The sequence below is a fragment of the Cerasicoccus arenae genome (assembly GCF_014651635.1).
In the GTDB taxonomy this organism is placed as follows: Bacteria; Verrucomicrobiota; Verrucomicrobiia; order Opitutales; family Cerasicoccaceae; genus Cerasicoccus; species Cerasicoccus arenae.
Map to the genome: position 1 here is coordinate 17,770 of NZ_BMXG01000028.1, position 15,247 is coordinate 33,016.

At 49.4% G+C, this 15,247-nt stretch carries 12 protein-coding genes and 1 tRNA gene; 3 read left to right on the top strand and 10 right to left on the bottom strand.

Annotated features, from left to right (window positions below; all coding sequences use genetic code 11):
• Positions 1-64: 64 nt before the first annotated feature.
• Entirely contained in the window at positions 65-838 is a 774-nt protein-coding gene (hisN, locus tag IE065_RS16505) for a histidinol-phosphatase (RefSeq protein ID WP_189517133.1), read from the top strand.
• 10 nt (positions 839-848) lie between these two features.
• Here hisN and IE065_RS16510 read toward each other — a convergent pair whose 3' ends face one another.
• Positions 849-1,535 carry an acyltransferase gene (locus IE065_RS16510; RefSeq protein WP_189517134.1) on the bottom strand — a complete coding sequence of 229 codons (687 nt, stop codon included), beginning with the start codon at positions 1,533-1,535 and terminating at the stop codon, positions 849-851.
• A 112-nt stretch (positions 1,536-1,647) separates the two neighbouring features.
• On the opposite strand from IE065_RS16510, the gene IE065_RS16515 reads away from it, so the two are divergent.
• Positions 1,648-1,724: transfer RNA gene (locus tag IE065_RS16515), tRNA-Pro, on the top strand.
• 306 nt (positions 1,725-2,030) lie between these two features.
• Here IE065_RS16515 and IE065_RS16520 read toward each other — a convergent pair.
• Positions 2,031-2,768: a hypothetical protein gene (locus IE065_RS16520; RefSeq protein WP_189517135.1), complete on the bottom strand. Its 738-nt coding sequence runs from the start codon at positions 2,766-2,768 to the stop codon at positions 2,031-2,033.
• Between the two features lie 137 nt (positions 2,769-2,905).
• Here IE065_RS16520 and IE065_RS16525 point away from each other — a divergent pair, with 137 nt between their 5' ends.
• On the top strand, positions 2,906-4,267 hold the full coding sequence (locus tag IE065_RS16525; RefSeq protein WP_189517137.1) for an alkaline phosphatase PhoX: 1,362 nt from the start codon (positions 2,906-2,908) through the stop codon (positions 4,265-4,267).
• Between the two features lie 6 nt (positions 4,268-4,273).
• Here the strand turns inward: IE065_RS16525 and IE065_RS16530 are convergent, their stop codons facing one another.
• The 8 genes from IE065_RS16530 to IE065_RS16565 all read right to left on the bottom strand — a co-directional run bounded on the left by IE065_RS16530 (position 4,274) and on the right by IE065_RS16565 (position 15,241).
• Positions 4,274-6,562: an FG-GAP repeat domain-containing protein gene (locus tag IE065_RS16530; RefSeq protein ID WP_189517139.1), complete on the bottom strand. Its 2,289-nt coding sequence runs from the start codon at positions 6,560-6,562 to the stop codon at positions 4,274-4,276.
• Between the two features lie 4 nt (positions 6,563-6,566).
• The gene (locus IE065_RS16535) at positions 6,567-8,279 is read right to left on the bottom strand and encodes a hypothetical protein (RefSeq protein WP_189517141.1); all 1,713 of its coding nucleotides are present in this window, start codon (positions 8,277-8,279) and stop codon (positions 6,567-6,569) included.
• The gene (locus IE065_RS16540; RefSeq protein ID WP_189517143.1) at positions 8,272-9,228 is read right to left on the bottom strand and encodes a S1C family serine protease; all 957 of its coding nucleotides are present in this window, start codon (positions 9,226-9,228) and stop codon (positions 8,272-8,274) included. Before IE065_RS16540 ends, IE065_RS16535 begins: the two co-directional genes overlap by 8 nt.
• A gap of 91 nt (positions 9,229-9,319) precedes the next feature.
• Positions 9,320-9,529: a dodecin gene (locus tag IE065_RS16545; RefSeq protein ID WP_189517145.1), complete on the bottom strand. Its 210-nt coding sequence runs from the start codon at positions 9,527-9,529 to the stop codon at positions 9,320-9,322.
• Between the two features lie 43 nt (positions 9,530-9,572).
• Positions 9,573-10,100: a DNA-3-methyladenine glycosylase gene (locus IE065_RS16550; RefSeq protein ID WP_189517147.1), complete on the bottom strand. Its 528-nt coding sequence runs from the start codon at positions 10,098-10,100 to the stop codon at positions 9,573-9,575.
• 6 nt (positions 10,101-10,106) lie between these two features.
• Positions 10,107-11,618, bottom strand: a complete 1,512-nt coding sequence (locus tag IE065_RS16555; protein ID WP_189517149.1) for an NADH-quinone oxidoreductase subunit N — start codon at positions 11,616-11,618, stop codon at positions 10,107-10,109.
• Positions 11,615-13,225 carry a complex I subunit 4 family protein gene (locus IE065_RS16560; RefSeq protein ID WP_189517151.1) on the bottom strand — a complete coding sequence of 537 codons (1,611 nt, stop codon included), beginning with the start codon at positions 13,223-13,225 and terminating at the stop codon, positions 11,615-11,617. The genes IE065_RS16555 and IE065_RS16560 overlap by 4 nt, the downstream gene beginning before the upstream one ends.
• Positions 13,226-13,228: 3 nt before the next feature.
• On the bottom strand, positions 13,229-15,241 hold the full coding sequence (locus IE065_RS16565; protein ID WP_189517153.1) for an NADH-quinone oxidoreductase subunit 5 family protein: 2,013 nt from the start codon (positions 15,239-15,241) through the stop codon (positions 13,229-13,231).
• Positions 15,242-15,247: the final 6 nt, after the last annotated feature.

The following is a 15,247-nucleotide window of genomic DNA, read 5'->3' on the forward strand; positions in this document are numbered from 1 at the left end:
ATAAATTTTACTGGTTTTGAATCTTTAAGCGTGAGTTTTATTCGCTGAAAGCAACACTACTGCCATGGACCTCGCACCATTCAAATCCTTTGCTCAGCAGCTTGCCGATGTCAGCGGCGAACGAATTCGTGGAATTTGGGAGACCGATGACCTCGGACTCGAATTTAAGGAAGACAATACTCCGGTCACTCGCGCAGACCGCGAAGCGGAGGAGCTAATGCGGGCAATGATTAAAAAGCGTTTCCCCGATCATGGTATCATCGCCGAAGAGTTCGGTAATGAAAACGAAGATGCAGAATTTGTGTGGATACTTGATCCTATCGATGGCACGAAATCCTTTATGTCACATGTGCCGTTATTTGGCACATTGATTGGTCTGCTTCGCAACGGTGAACCCATCTTGGGCCTCATCAATCAACCGATCCTAAGGCAATGCCTAATCGGTGACAACGAGACAACCACTCTCAACGGAAAAATCGTTAAGGCCCGTCCTCAACTAGAGATTGAAAAATCAATCCTCCTAACCACAGACCCCAATCTGATTGAGATGACCGACGACATTCCTGGCCTAAAAAAGCTGGTCCAGTCGGTTTATCTACGCCGAACATGGGGCGATTGCTACGGCTATTTACTCGTAGCCACTGGTCGGGCAGATATCATGATTGATCCCATACTCGCACCTTGGGACTTACTTCCTCTAGTCCCTGTCATCCGAGGTGCAGGAGCCATGATCACTGACTGGCAAGGGCAAGCTCCCAACTTGCACAATGTAACATCTGCCGTTGCCGCGCATCCTTATCTGCATCAGGAAGTCATCCACGCACTACGGAAAAGCTGATAATAGTCGCCTAAAAACGCCGATCAATAATACGAGTTTCTGTCTTCGTATAGACCATTTTTCCCTCTGGTAAGTAACCACCAAAAGGCATGCTGGGCATGACCACCGCCTTGCGACCGAGAACTGTCCCTGGTTGCAGAACGGCATTACAGCCCGCCTCAGCGTGATCACCAAAGATTGCGCCGAACTTGCGTAAACCGCTATCCATAGAGCCTGTAGGCAGCCTCACGGGCACGTTTGCTTGGTCGAGACGTAAATTTGCGAGAATCACTCCAGCTCCCAAATGTGCTCCTTCACCCAAGATCGAGTCACCAACGTAATTGAAATGAGGGACCTGAGCTCCATCGAGTAGCAAACTATTTTTTAGTTCACAGGCATTTCCCACGACACAGTTCTGGCCAATAATCACTCTGCCTCGAATATATGCGTTTGGCCGAATTTCTGTTCCTGCTCCAATCCATGTCGGGCCTTCAATCACCGCCATCGGAGGCAACTTAACGGACGGATGAATATAGACTTTACCCTTAACATGAATGCCCTTTGGTATCGCCGCATGTCCCTGCGCGCGTAACCAGTCAAAGGACGCGAGTGCAGGCTCTATTTGCGGAATCCAACTCCACGGAGTTCCATCAAGTGGAAAGTAATCGGCAAAGACGGCTAATGACTCGGGAAAGGTCAGTAAATCTGAGGCAATCATGAATGCATTTTGAAAGAGTTCGTTCAAGCTGTCGAGTCTTCGTATGTTCAGTTAGACATCAAAAATGAGCTTGCTAGTGAGAATCAATTTATTGAGAAAAAACTCCAATCAACGGGCTGTAGCGCAGTCTGGTAGCGCGCGTCGTTCGGGACGACGAGGTCCAGGGTTCGAATCCCTGCAGCCCGACCATGATCGTAGGATCGCTGAAGACTACCAAGAGATGGGCGTGAATGAGCAGGTTAGGAGGCATGATCAACATCACCGATTGTAATAGCAGATTAGCGATATATGCGCTTGACCTAATGTGACGCAAAGGTTACAAAAGTAACATGGTTTTAACATTAAGCTTGGTTCACGTTATTTATGGTATCGCTGCATTTGTTTTTGGTGTTCTAGCGCTAGATTTGTGGTTTGACCTCAGTTGGAGTCGTAAAGCACAGACAATGCACGCTAAACGCCGTCGATAAGGTAAAGGCCAACAGAGAAATCTACTGACTAAAGACCCGAGGGCTTAGTATCTCGCATAGGCGAGGATTTTGGCACGGGTATCAGCCCTCGATTTTGCTTACGAGCCATAGCTCTTTGCAAAATACGATTACATTCCTCCGAGCTAATTTCTGCTCCAAAGAAGCGAGCCAACCAACTGTAGACGTGTGGCGCTTCCTGAGGTTCAATTCTTGATGGAGTTTCAAGGACACGATCAAATGCGTCAATGACAGCTTGAGCAATAACACGAACCATTGTGTGTGCCACTTCCGAACTACGCTCTTCAATCAAGACGTCTTCCGCCGCACTCATTGGGAATTCCTCGAACACATTCTGGTAAATCGCGGATGCATTGAGTACTTCAACCTCGGTACGAGGAAAAAAGTGCATCATGAGGCTCCATGGATGTTGCTCACCTTCATCCTGACCTCGAGAATCAGTCCTCAGAATGACAGTGGGAATATCTGCAAACTTGGCCGTCATAAACTCCACGACTGCACCTGCCTCGATTTCGGCCCCATCAAAATTAAACAAAGCCAAATCGCACTCAAGCAAGGTCAACAGCTTGTCGTCGCGAACTCGGTGCAGAGACTTTTTACCCTCGGGAAAATTTTGTGGTAACACACTGCAAAAACGGTGATCTGAAATGTCAGAAATCGCCTCTGCTAATAATGCATTGCCCATCAAATCTTTATGGGTGAACTGATCTCCCGCAAAATATATATTAAGCGTGGGTTCGCTGGACATGAATAGGCAAAGGTTTAAAGTTCCACGTTGGAATCAACCACAATGGAAAATGAGGTAATTATTGTATTATCGACGTTCTTTAGTCCCTGATTAAGGAAAAACATAGACACTTCGAGCTAAAAGAACGATTCTAAACTATGCTAAATCGCAGACGTTTTATCCAAACCATAGGAGTATCCAGTAGCGTCCTTACGCTCGGCTTTGGTGGATTGCAAAAACTGATGGCTCAAGGGCCGAGTCAATCGGCGGCAGGCTTTGGCCCCCTCATGCGCGATTCAGCTTCAGTAGTAGAACTACCAGCAGGATTTAGTTACCAAATTATTTCCCAAACTGGGCAGACGATGGCCGATGGGCTACTCTCGCCTGGGCGTCAAGATGGTATGGCTGCGTTCCCTGGCCCTGATGGCCGTGTGATTCTCATTCGAAACCACGAAAACGAGTATCCTTGGCGAGCGATGGGGCCCTTTGGCCTACTAAATGAGCGGTATGGCCAAATCGATCCAGCGCTGCTTTATGACGCTCGCACCGACTCGATGCCATGCCTTGGCGGCTGCACTGTATTGATTTATAATCCAGAAACCAAACAGGTAGAGAAAGAGTTCTTGCGATTAATTGGGACTGAGCGCAACTGTGCTGGAGGACCAACTCCTTGGGGAACATGGATCACTTGTGAAGAATCCACAGTCGCCGTCAAAGACGGATACGGCGAGGATCACGGTTTTGCCTTTGAAGTTACGCCAACAACGGATCCCGCAATTGAGCCCCCCTCCCCCCTGAAGGCCATGGGACGATTTCGCCGCGAAGCCGTTGCGATTGATCCGCAAACGGGCATTGTCTATCAGACTGAGGACATGGGCGACGGCTGCTTCTATAGGTTCATTCCTGACCAACCCGGCAAACTTGACTCTGGCAAACTGCAGGCGCTCGTGATCAAGGACGGACCAACCGACACGCGTAACAATCCGGGGGCTACATCAGAATTCCCGCTCAATAAATCATATGCTCTCGATTGGGTGGATCTGGATGAAGTTGAGGCCCCTGAAAATGATCTGCGACACCGCGCACACGCGAAGGGCGCTGCTGTATTCGCACGTACTGAAGGAATCTGGATGGGAAGTGATGAGCTTTACTTTGCATGCACAACTGGCGGCCCAAAGCTTTTTGGCCAAATTTTCCGCTTTAATCCAAGTCGAGACGATCGCCCAGATCAGCTCGAGCTTTTTATCGAATCTCTCGATTCAAGCCTAATGCAGAACGCCGATAATTTGGTGATTGCTCCGTGGGGTGATGTTTTACTCTGCGAGGATTCCAATGCCCCTCATAAGCGTCTGGTAGGCGTTACGCCGACTGGAGAAATCTACCATTTTGCTCGATGTGTCTACAATAGCTCAGAAATTGCAGGGGCCTGTTTTTCGCCAGATGGGCAAACGCTCTTTTTTAATGTCCAAAACAACCCAGGCTTTACGGTCGCGGTAACGGGTCCCTGGCCAAAGTCATAGGCGTAATCAGTTGACGGCTTTGCCTGCGTCGAGTTCATTTTCGCCCTGCGGGTAAAGCAATAGGCGATCGTGCACAAGTAGCACGATATCTTGAAGCCCGTCGTTGGTGAAATCGCCAAGAATGACCTCACGTGGCTCTAATGGAGCGCCTTTTCGGCCACCATAATGAAGGTCTTCTTCAAATACATTGAAATGAAGGGCGCTTTTCCAACCATCTGGTGGCGTGCGCTTGATGATTTCCAAAACGTTATTTTGGCCATCGATGAGGATGAACTCTGCACCTGAAGTCTGGTTTAATTCTGCGATCGCAATTTGGTTGTAAACAATATCGTCAAGATCGGATTCATAGGTCGTCACGGTGCGTAGTGCTTCCCACGTTCCACCAAGTGGAGACCGGACCAATGCCGTTTTCCCCAGCAAAACCATGTCTTGATTGCCCTCCCCCATATCCATGAGTGCGATTGGATTGAAATCACCAAATTTCACCGTGCGCGTATAGCGGTAAATGCCCGCATCATCCCGCCGTAATACTTGGAAGCTCTTATCGCGCTGATCAAAGATCAGTAGTTCGGTAACTCCATCTCCATCAATGTCTCTCAAATGTGGTATCGATAGATGGTCGTTGCCTGAACGTGAATTAAACTGATCAAGCACTGTCCGACGCTTATCGGTGTCCAAATAAATAGCGCGCACAAAACCATCGGAAGCCACAAGCAGTTCCTCTAAACCATCATCGTTGATGTCGCCTAATCCGACATTGGAAAGATCAATCTCTCGCAAACCGTCTATCTCAAATATAGCTTCATTTACTCGATCGTCTGGCAAGCCATCAACCATAGCTAAATCGACATACCTAGCTCCATCACGCGGGATAGTGATCAACAGATCTTGTGAGCCATTTTGGTCTAGGTCGGCCAGCAGAATTCCCGAGGGCTCCCGACGCACATCCGGCAGAGTAAACTGCTTTTCAATTGTCCAGCCGTTGTCTGTTTGAGCGAGAAATGCCAATTGCTGATCGCTCTTTTGACTAGTCAGCGCGACTAATTGTTGTTTCTCGGGCAACCAGAGAATTTTCTTAGGATCGCCCGACAAACCAATTGCCTGAGGGAAGACAAAGCGATCACCATTCCATCGCGTCAGACCAATAATTGTTTCGTTTTTACTGAGGACAAAAAGCTCGGACTGTCCATCGCCATCAATGTCCGCAGCCGCCAGAGACTCTACTCCTTGAAAGGACGGATAAGATCGGGGGGCTTTCCATCCCCCATCAGGATTGCCTTCCAGCCACCAAATCTGAGCGTTAGCAGCATCTGCCACCGCAAGATCGTCTATACCATCACCGTTGTAGTCGCCTCGTGCATAGGCTTCAGGGAAATCGGTTTCAGCGCCGGTTGAGTAATACTCAAGTGGCCAATCCTCGCCCGAATCAGGTGAAGATTTCTCCAACCGTTCGATACGAAGACGCCCTGTCCGCGGTTCAATAAGAACTAATTCGGGGTCCGTGGCTGCAGGGTCAATCCATGCAATACTTGGCGAGGTCGCATCAAGAGAGAAGGCAAGCTCAGCGCCTGGCCCATTCTCCGGGTCCCATTCAATAATACGCAAGGCACGAACTGAACCAGGTACTCGGTAGGAAAAACGCAGCGGCTTATCTCCTTTCGCCGGAAGAACATCCAAGTCCATGCCAGTACTATCCATGCGATAGGTTTCATAAAGTTTAACTGGATCGGCATTCTCATCAAAAGCGAAAACCACTAGACGGTTCTTTGTCAGTGCAACGAGTTCAAGCCCCGGATAGACATCGCTCAACTCCACAAGCTTCATTGTGCTGTTCCATGGCAAAGCTTCCAGGCCATCATATTCCCGCTTCTCCGCCCATACGCCTTTTTCCAACTGCGCCACTGCGACGAGCGGTTCATCTTTACTCGTGTAGACCACATCAGGAAGACCATCTCCAGTTATATCGCCCATCTCCAAATCATACATAGCAATACCGCTAGCAACGCCTTCCATCTCGAATCGCGAGTCTTCGAGGACGGGCTCCCAACGGTTTCGCTTCAGGCTGCGACCATGTGTGCTGATCTCGCCGGGGGGGCGTTGATAATAGATTTCGACGCGTGCACGATCGTTATTGATAACGCCAATATCTTCCCGGCCATCTTGATCCACATCCGCCTTTGCCAGTGCACGAACGCCCCAATCAAGTTTCATGACTTCGGGACCAGTCAATTGAACCGCAGCATTGTCGGCAAACAGCGTGCTAGCTAAGAGAAAATAGATGAATAAAATACGCATCGCTTTACGGTTTCTTGGGTAAGATGCGGGCCCGGGTCAGTTGAGCACCTTCAATAATATAGCCAGTCGAAATCATGTAATACGGCAGCTCGACTTCCGAAAAGTCGGGCATATCGAAGTCGAAATCGTCACTGAGTTCGTTTTGATATAGTTTGAATATTTCTTCCAAAACGGTGCCCAGATTAAAGTAGTTACTTTCGACAGGATTCGGGGGAAATTGCCTCAATGCATCAACGATATAAGATTGATTCCAAAGTCCCTCACTAGACTCGCGCACATGGTAGAGCGTGCGCTCAAGCAAATCCACAGAGCCGATCGCAAGAAACAAATAACCATCTGCCAGCGCATAGCCAAATGGGGCGTCTTCCATGCCGTGATTGGCTGGAGTGATGATGATCAGATCGAGGAATTCCCTTTCAGTGAGCACTTCGGTGCCTGGCATGAATATTTCGGTGAGGCCCTTGATTGCGTTTTGAAAGGCTTGGGGATCACGCACAGGAATTGCGATAATCTTTTGCTCATTGTCTATTGCGACTGCAACATCTTCTTCTAACTCCTTCCAGACCGTAAATGATATAAATTGGTCACCGAAATTGTTCATCAGCGACTCACGCATATCGATATCCGATTGTTCACGGAAATTATCCAGCTGCAGTTGGAACATGGAGCCGAAATTCGGACTCATAATATTCATCACCGATTCAAAGGCCGCGAAGACTTCCGGAAAATCAATCATCGAAACGGTTGACGCCACTGCGTCCTTGGGAACCCAATGTGGATAGCGGACAGGGTCTTGACTATATGCCAACATGCTTAAGAGCCCAGCTCGCTCCTGATACAATAGTCCAAAAACGCTCTCCATATCCTGACTTTCGTAATCGAAAGAGACAAAAACCGCATCCATTGAATCGAGCGCCAAACTGGTCCATAAGCTATCGCTTGTGACCGCAAGAGGATTCATGGGGAGGTCACCTATATCACTGTCAAGAAACTCGCGAAAAATGGCAGTACCAGACTTCAAATTAACAAATCCGCGCATTTGAGCGTCAGACGAAAGGTCTATCGCACGTAGGAACGCGGGGGTATTCCCCAACCCCTCATTTCTCGAATCAATAACTGCATCAACTGTGTTTTTAAGTAGATCTAGGGATGTTGCCTCGATTGCAATGCCGTCCACTAAAGTCCAATATTCCGCCATCCATTCATCATTGGGAAGGCCGACGATTTCCTCGGTAAATAACGTTATTCCTGCATACTCCTCTTCAACCAAGAGAACTTCGTCTGAGCTCTCATCTCTATCTGAGATTTGAAGAAATTTTAACGCATCTATTTCTCCCGCGAAATCAGCCATAAGGACGATCGCAGGCTCCATCTCATTTTCCGCATCCAAGGAAACAACTGCCACGCAAATCCGCCCACTAAGCAGTTCGTTCAAATTACTCATAGAAACTTCTTCGCCATTAGGCAGCTTAAAACGCTTACCATCCCCTATTTCAAGAGGCTCCTTAATATCTTCCAGCCAAGTCTCCTTCTGATCTTCTGAAACAAGCTTGCTTAACTCGCCATTCTCAAGCGCAGCGACTAAAGACGTCGAATCATCCAGCGAAAAACTGAAAAGTGTCGTTTCGGGGAGGTAATCCTCCAGATAATTCTTAGCCGTTGCCACTCCTGCAAAACAGGAGAGCGCGAGCGCGATGAACAAACTGGTTCTAATCATGCGATGAATCGTTGACTACAGCCGACGGAGGGGAGTTATAGCGGAAGCCGGTGTTGGGATTACGCGGGTCGAAGGCGAAGGCATCTCTGTTTTCCAAGAAAAACTTGAGCACATTAGCCGGGATTGCAAAGGCCAAGCCTTCAGCTCCCATCGCAACGACCTTCATGTTGTTTACTCCAACAACCTCACCACGCAGATTAAAGAGCGGCCCTCCAGAGTTCCCTGGGCTAATTTCGGTTGTCGTTTGAATGAAAACGCGGCCATCGATCGGGCGATTACGATTGCTGACAATCCCTTGAGAGACTGTGCGGTCCAGGCCCAGCGGTGCGCCGATTGCAAACACCGACTGCCCCTGCTTTAAATCATTGGATTCTCCGAGCGGCACCGCAGTCAGTTTTTCATTGTCTAGCAGATCGATTTTGAGCAAGGCCAAGTCAGCCCCTGGGTTGCTCGCGACTATTTTTACGTTATCAAACTGCACTCGCTCCAGCGAATTGTCTTTCTGTTTGAAAACGGTAACTGAGATATCGTGCTCACCTGCAATGACATGGTCATTTGTTATGAGATAGCCATCTGGGTTAATCACGAAACCACTACCAAGCCCGGTTGGGGTTCTGATCAGCACAACTGCCTCTCCATAACGATCAACCCAATCCCCAATCGGCATAGCCTGCCGATCAGTAAGCGTTTGGAAAAGGCCATGATTAACAACGGTGGATACGTCTCCACCAGCAGCAGTGCCTTCCATATCGATACCAACGATACTAGCTCGAGGGATCTCGAGCACCGTAAAACCAAGATCAACGTAAATACTGGTCGGGCGCTCGTGAACAAGAGAGCCACTGATTGTGTTGCCTTCACTCAAGGTGATTACCGCACGTTCAGCAAAAACTGGCAGCGTCACAATCGCGATAATTGAAAGGAAAATAAATTTCACGAAGGAAATCATACTAGTGTTTGTGAACAGCGCAAGCGTGGGTTGTTTCCTTATTTTTTGAAACAACCTGCAATCATGCACTATTCGATGCTTGGGATGCCGTTTATTCGTCCAAAGTGAAGCCGACTTTGATCGTCACTTGCCAATGTGCGACCTTTCCCCCTTCAATATGACCACGGGTCTCTACGACTTCAAACCATCGCATATTTCGAATGGAACTTGAGGCGCGAGTAATTGCATTACGGACAGCTTCATCGGTGGAAATCGGTGAAGAACCCGTTAATTCGATTTTCTTGTAGATGTGTTCGCTCATGCCTATAACTTAGCCAGTTCTCTCACAGAACCCAATAATTAAATTACCGATGCCACACATATCGATATGGAGCAGAAAGCCATGGCTCAGATGCATAACCGATTCCAATCCGAGGAGTGGTCTCAATCTCATGATCCGGAATTTCCTTAGCTGACTCAAACCACAACCCAGTCGATTTCTGTGCAGGCTTTTGATTCTGAATACGATCAATCGCCAACGACTTTGTCACCCTTCCTGGCCCAATTACCTCCCCTGCCCCGCGAATCAATACAGCAGCCGGAAAACCCACCGGCCCAGTTACGACATTAAGCATCCAGTGCACGCCGTAGCAGAGATAAACGTAAAACACTCCTGGCGGGCCGAACATCACAGCATTACGTGGCGTCTGTCCCTTCCAAGCATGACATGCGCGATCTTCTGGACCGTCATAAGCTTCAACTTCGGTTAATTTCCAACGTCGAATTTCACCATCTGACATTTGCCGACAGAGATATTTACCAATCAATTCCCGTGAAACCACGAGGGTGTTCCGGGCAAAAAATGAGGCCTCAAGGACGGTTGATGCCGTCACTCGAATTTAACCTCCAAAAATACCACGCTGAAAAAGCCCCATGAGCACAGTAATGACGACCAGCAGGCCTAATGTAAGCTTATGGATAATTCCAACGGCACCCGGCATTGGATAGCTTGGGCGGGCTTCATCACCTGGCAGTGCAGGCTTGATAAAGAACGCTTCACGCATCCATCCAAAGTAATAGTAGACCGAAATGACCACGCCGATAATCGCGGCACCAAGCAACGTGTAGAGTTCAGCTTGAAACGCAGCAATGAACAGCAAAAGCTTACCAATAAATCCAGCCAGTGGCGGTATACCAGCGAGCGACCCTAAGCCGATTGCAAGCACTCCGGCCAAGAATGGCTGGCGCTCCGCCAATTTCTGATAATGATCGATTTCTTGGATTTCGTCTTCGACGCCTGCAAGATGCACCATCACTCCAAAAACCGCAAAGGACGCAAACAAGTAGGCAAATAGATAGAAGATGATCGCCCAAGGTGCCAATGCCACTCCGACCGCCATCGCGACAACACCAACGAGCAAATAGCCTGCATGCGCGATACCGGACAAGCCGATGACGCGCTTCACGTTTCGTTGCCCCAACGCAGTGATATTCCCAAAGAGAATCGTGATAATTGCGATCGCTGAAAGCAGTGGCACCGTTAGCTTTGACAACGCAGCAAAAGGACCGGCGACTAGATTCATCAGTACCAGAAATCCAGCGGCTTTCGAGGAAACAGCAAGAAATGCAGTCACGGGAGTCGGTGCCCCTTGATAGACATCAGGCACCCAAATTTGGAAAGGCACAGCGCCAATCTTGAAGCAGATTCCACAAAGAACGAGAACCGCCCCCACAAGCACCAATGGCTCCTCGGGCGTCGCTGCTATGAATTTCCCCAATGCGGCGAAATTCATACTATCGGTAGTCGACTGCGCAAGGGCTGGATTACTTGCCGCTCCGTAGAGAAGGACAATGCCAAAGAGCAGGATAGCCGAGCTCAAGGCACCAAGGATCAAATACTTCAGTCCTGCTTCCAGCGAAAACGGGCTATATCGGCAATACGAAACCAACACATAGAAGCCGATGGTGACTGTCTCCAGAGACACAAACAACATCACGAAATTGCTCGACTGGACTAGGAGCATCATTGCCCCGCTGACGAAGATAGTGAGCAGGTAAAACTCTGAGCGTGGCAAATTCTGACGAGAAAGGTAAGAGACTCCTAAATAACAAACCAATGTCGAACTGAGCACAAAGAAGGCGCGCATGTAAGGTGTGTATGGCCCACTCTCAATCATCCCGCCAAATAATGGCCCAGTTGATTCGGTCGCGCAGCCACATCCCATAACCAAGACCGCCAGCAGTGCCAACTGTCCGAAGATTGCGACGAGAGGAATCAATCGCTTACGCGATGACGGCAGAAATAGATCGAGGCAAAGCACCAGCAATCCGATGCCGGCCATGCTTAATTCGGGCCAAATCGCGCTCCATTGATTGGTCGCAGCAAGCTCTTGAAAACCGTTGTAATTCATAGCGATTGCCCTCCTGGTAACGAGGCCTCTGTGTCCGCAATATTGATAGCTGGAGCGTTATCCCTTTCAGCAAGCTTGGCGGGGGCGTGTGTGTAAACCGGATCAGCTTCCACTGCCTTTTGGATCGATTGGGAAATCCCCATCGGCCACAAACCAATAAATGCCAATGTTACCAGCAGGATCGTTGCAGGAGCGCGCTCAGCCAACGTGATGTCGCCAATCTCCCGATGTCCGAGTGAATCCGTGAATGCTTTGGTTTGCGAACCAAAGAAAATATTAGACGCCGCTCTCAGGCCATAGATGGCGGAGATCACCACGCCAAACACCGCTGGAGCCACCGCCCAAGGATGGTTTTCCCAAAGTGCAATAAAGATAGTAAACTCACCCCAAAAATTAGCGAAACCAGGTAATCCGATTGAGGCCATGCTTGCGGCCACAAAGAAGCCAGCCAGAACCGGTGCCTTCGGCCCCAGCCCCCCAATGGCTTTCATGTCATACGTGCCCGTTCGATTAAACACTGCAGTAGCCAACACAAACATCAGTGCGACAGAGATACCGTGCGCAAACATAAGCATAACTGCGCCGCCAATGCCCACCACTGACATGGTGGCAATCCCGAGGAAGATGTAGCCCATGTGCATGACCGAGCTATAGCCAATCATTAGCTTCAGATCACTCTGGGCAATCGTCACGAAACCGATGATTAGGATGTTGCCTAGTGCAAGCCAGACAATCCAATCGTTCCAAGCCAATGCCCCATGTGGAATAAGCGGTGCAGCGATTTGAACAAGGCCGTAAAGCCCAAATTTCTTCAACACGCCAGCATGCAGCATTGCATTAGCCGTAGGTGCATTGGCATAGCCACGCGGTGCCCAAGAGTGAAATGGGAATAGAGAAACCAGGATACCAAAGCCGAAGAGTAACAACGCAAAGATGTTACTTTCCACCGCCTCACTAATCGTGTGATGAGCGAAGTAATCCCGGAGTCCAATCAAGCTGAAGCCAGTGGCCGTATCCCAACCAGTTTGACCATAAAGAGCAATTAAGCCCAATAGCGACAACATGGCACCAAGGGTCAGGTAAACGGTCATTTCCATCGCGGCGGCCCGGCGGCCCTCCCCCCCCCAGAGACCAATCATGATGAAAGTCGGGATCAGCGCGAGTTCGTGGAAGAAGTAGAAAAAGAAGATGTCGATCGAGCAGAAGACACCCATTAACCCTGCTTGCATCACTAAGAGTAATCCCATGTAGAGATGCAGGCGCTCAGCCTGAGAATACATAGCATGGATGCCAGCAGCGAGTCCTACAATACCTGCCAATAGGAACAGTGGCATAGAAATACCATTGAGACCGAGCAGAAGTGTGATGCCCACGCTTTCGCGCAGCCCAAGGTCACAGCCCCCCACATAGGCAAAGCCATCAATGAGATTCTCCTGTGCGTTAAACTTCATCCACAGGTAGACAGCAATTCCGGCAGGCAGCATGAAGCCTATGGCCGAAATCAGCCGGACTCCGGAGTTGCCCAAGGATTTACCAAAAAAGAGCACCACCGCGGCGGACAGCGGAATGAATATCGAAAGAAGCAGTAATGTGAAGTCGCTAAACATGAGTTAGAGCATTCCAAGAGCGAAAGCGCCAAAGAAGAGAACTCCGGCCAAAAACCAATAAACGTAGCCGTGGATGTTGCCCACGTGTAACGAGCGGGAAACCATGCCGAACAAGCCAGCAACGCCCGCCGTTCCACGAACGAGAAGGCCGGAAATTAACAGTTGATCGAGAGTCGCAAGGATATTAGCGAAGCGTTCCTGCACCTCCGCCACATACCAATCGTAAATGTCGTCGAACCAACCATGCTTGGCCAAAGCGTTGTAAAGCCCAGGCAGCTGGGTTTGTAGTTTATCCTTTGAAGGGCCGAGACCGTAATAGAAGAAGGTAAAGATGAATCCAAGTAACATCATTGCAAAGGACGAACCTTCCAGCATCGTTTTCTGGCCAGATGCGTCAATGGCGTGATGGGCAGCTGTGAACCCGCCACCATAGCCGTGATGAGGCTTATCGACATGATGGGCAGTATCTCCTGCATGTGATCCATCCTCGGCTACGTCATAGCCATCCATCATGAAGGTGGTCGCATCTGTCGGCAACATCGCCGTCATTTCTCCATTTGCCCACTTGAAGTCGAGTGTACTGCTTGCAAACCAACCTGCGCCCAGAGAAAGGAAAATACCCAATACGATCAGCGGAACAGTCATCCACAAATTAGACTCATGGGCATGCTCTGCTTTTTCACTGTTAGGCTTACCAAGGAAGACCACATAGAACATGCGGCCCATGTAAAGTGAAGTCGTCAGCGCCGCAATCAACACCAGTGCCCAAACTCCGTAATAGGCGCTATTACCCGTCTCAGCCCCAACGCCGAAGGCTGCGCCGATAATCGTATCCTTACTGTAATAACCAGCAAACATCGGTACCGCGGCGATAGACAGAGTTGCGAACAGGAACGCGGTGCCAGTGATTGGCATTTTCTTCCAGAGGCCACCCATCTTGAACATGTCCTGTTCATGGTGGCACGCGTGAATAACAGACCCCGAGCAGAGAAAGAGTGTTGCTTTGAAACAAGCGTGCATCGCCATGTGCATGATTGCCAAGCCGGGGAATCCGAGGCCGAGCGCCGTGCCCATATATCCGAGGTGCGAGAGCGTGGAATAGGCCAGAGATTTCTTAATATCACTCTGCCCAAGTGCCCAAAAACCAGCAAGCATCGCCATTGCAGCGCAAATCCACATGATGACTTCCAGCACATCCGGCGTCAGCAAGAAGAAGATGCGCACCATGAAGTAGACACCAGCCGCGACCATCGTTGCTGCGTGAATGAGCGCAGACACTGGAGTCGGGCCTGCCATGGCGTCTGTTAGCCAGACTTGCAGAGGAAATTGCGCGCTCTTGCCAAGGAAGCCGCACATCAACAGTAATCCAATACCGGTCACTGCATGCTTTTCACCACTTGCGATTAGTGCATTGATCTCAGCAAAATCCGCTGTGCCGAAGTAATGGTAGGCCCAAGCAATACCAACGAGAAAACCGAAGTCTCCAATGCGGTTTACAATGAATGCTTTTTTCGATGCGGCGGCAGCAAAGTCTTTATCCCAGTAGTGTGCGATCAGCATATAGGAGCTGAAACCAACCAACTCCCAAAAGATGAAAATCATGAACAAGTTGCTCGCTAAGACGATGCCAAGCATTGAGAACATGAAGATCGAAAGCCCGCCAAAGAAACGTCCCTTATTCTGGTCGTCATCCATGTATCCGACGCTGAAAACGTGGATGAAAAAACCGACAAAGGCGACCACCGCGAGCATTGTCGCACTCTCGTAGGTAAAGTAATAGCCCAGATTAATCTGATAAGTTCCAAACTCCAACCATGTGTAGCTATAATGATCACCGCCGAGTGGCTCACCGTTCCACCCGAAGAGGATCATGAACGAAACCACGGCGATGCCGAGCGCAGCGAGAACGGAAACCCCTGCCGCCACAATACCACCGCGGCGTAAGAACAGCGCAATAATGCCCGCCGAAACCAGCGGGATAAACAAAAGAATATTAAAGAGAGCGAGCGTATCCATCGTCAG

Coding starts and splice junctions, on each gene's coding strand:
- hisN (WP_189517133.1), top strand. CDS start 65: ATGGACCTCGCACCATTCAAATCCTTTGCTCAGCAGCTTGCCGATGTC.
- IE065_RS16530 (WP_189517139.1), bottom strand. CDS start 6,562: ATGCGTATTTTATTCATCTATTTTCTCTTAGCTAGCACGCTGTTTGCC.
- IE065_RS16520 (WP_189517135.1), bottom strand. CDS start 2,768: ATGTCCAGCGAACCCACGCTTAATATATATTTTGCGGGAGATCAGTTC.
- IE065_RS16535 (WP_189517141.1), bottom strand. CDS start 8,279: ATGATTAGAACCAGTTTGTTCATCGCGCTCGCGCTCTCCTGTTTTGCA.
- IE065_RS16560 (WP_189517151.1), bottom strand. CDS start 13,225: ATGTTTAGCGACTTCACATTACTGCTTCTTTCGATATTCATTCCGCTG.
- IE065_RS16525 (WP_189517137.1), top strand. CDS start 2,906: ATGCTAAATCGCAGACGTTTTATCCAAACCATAGGAGTATCCAGTAGC.
- IE065_RS16540 (WP_189517143.1), bottom strand. CDS start 9,228: ATGATTTCCTTCGTGAAATTTATTTTCCTTTCAATTATCGCGATTGTG.
- IE065_RS16555 (WP_189517149.1), bottom strand. CDS start 11,618: ATGAATTACAACGGTTTTCAAGAGCTTGCTGCGACCAATCAATGGAGC.
- IE065_RS16545 (WP_189517145.1), bottom strand. CDS start 9,529: ATGAGCGAACACATCTACAAGAAAATCGAATTAACGGGTTCTTCACCG.
- IE065_RS16565 (WP_189517153.1), bottom strand. CDS start 15,241: ATGGATACGCTCGCTCTCTTTAATATTCTTTTGTTTATCCCGCTGGTT.
- IE065_RS16510 (WP_189517134.1), bottom strand. CDS start 1,535: ATGATTGCCTCAGATTTACTGACCTTTCCCGAGTCATTAGCCGTCTTT.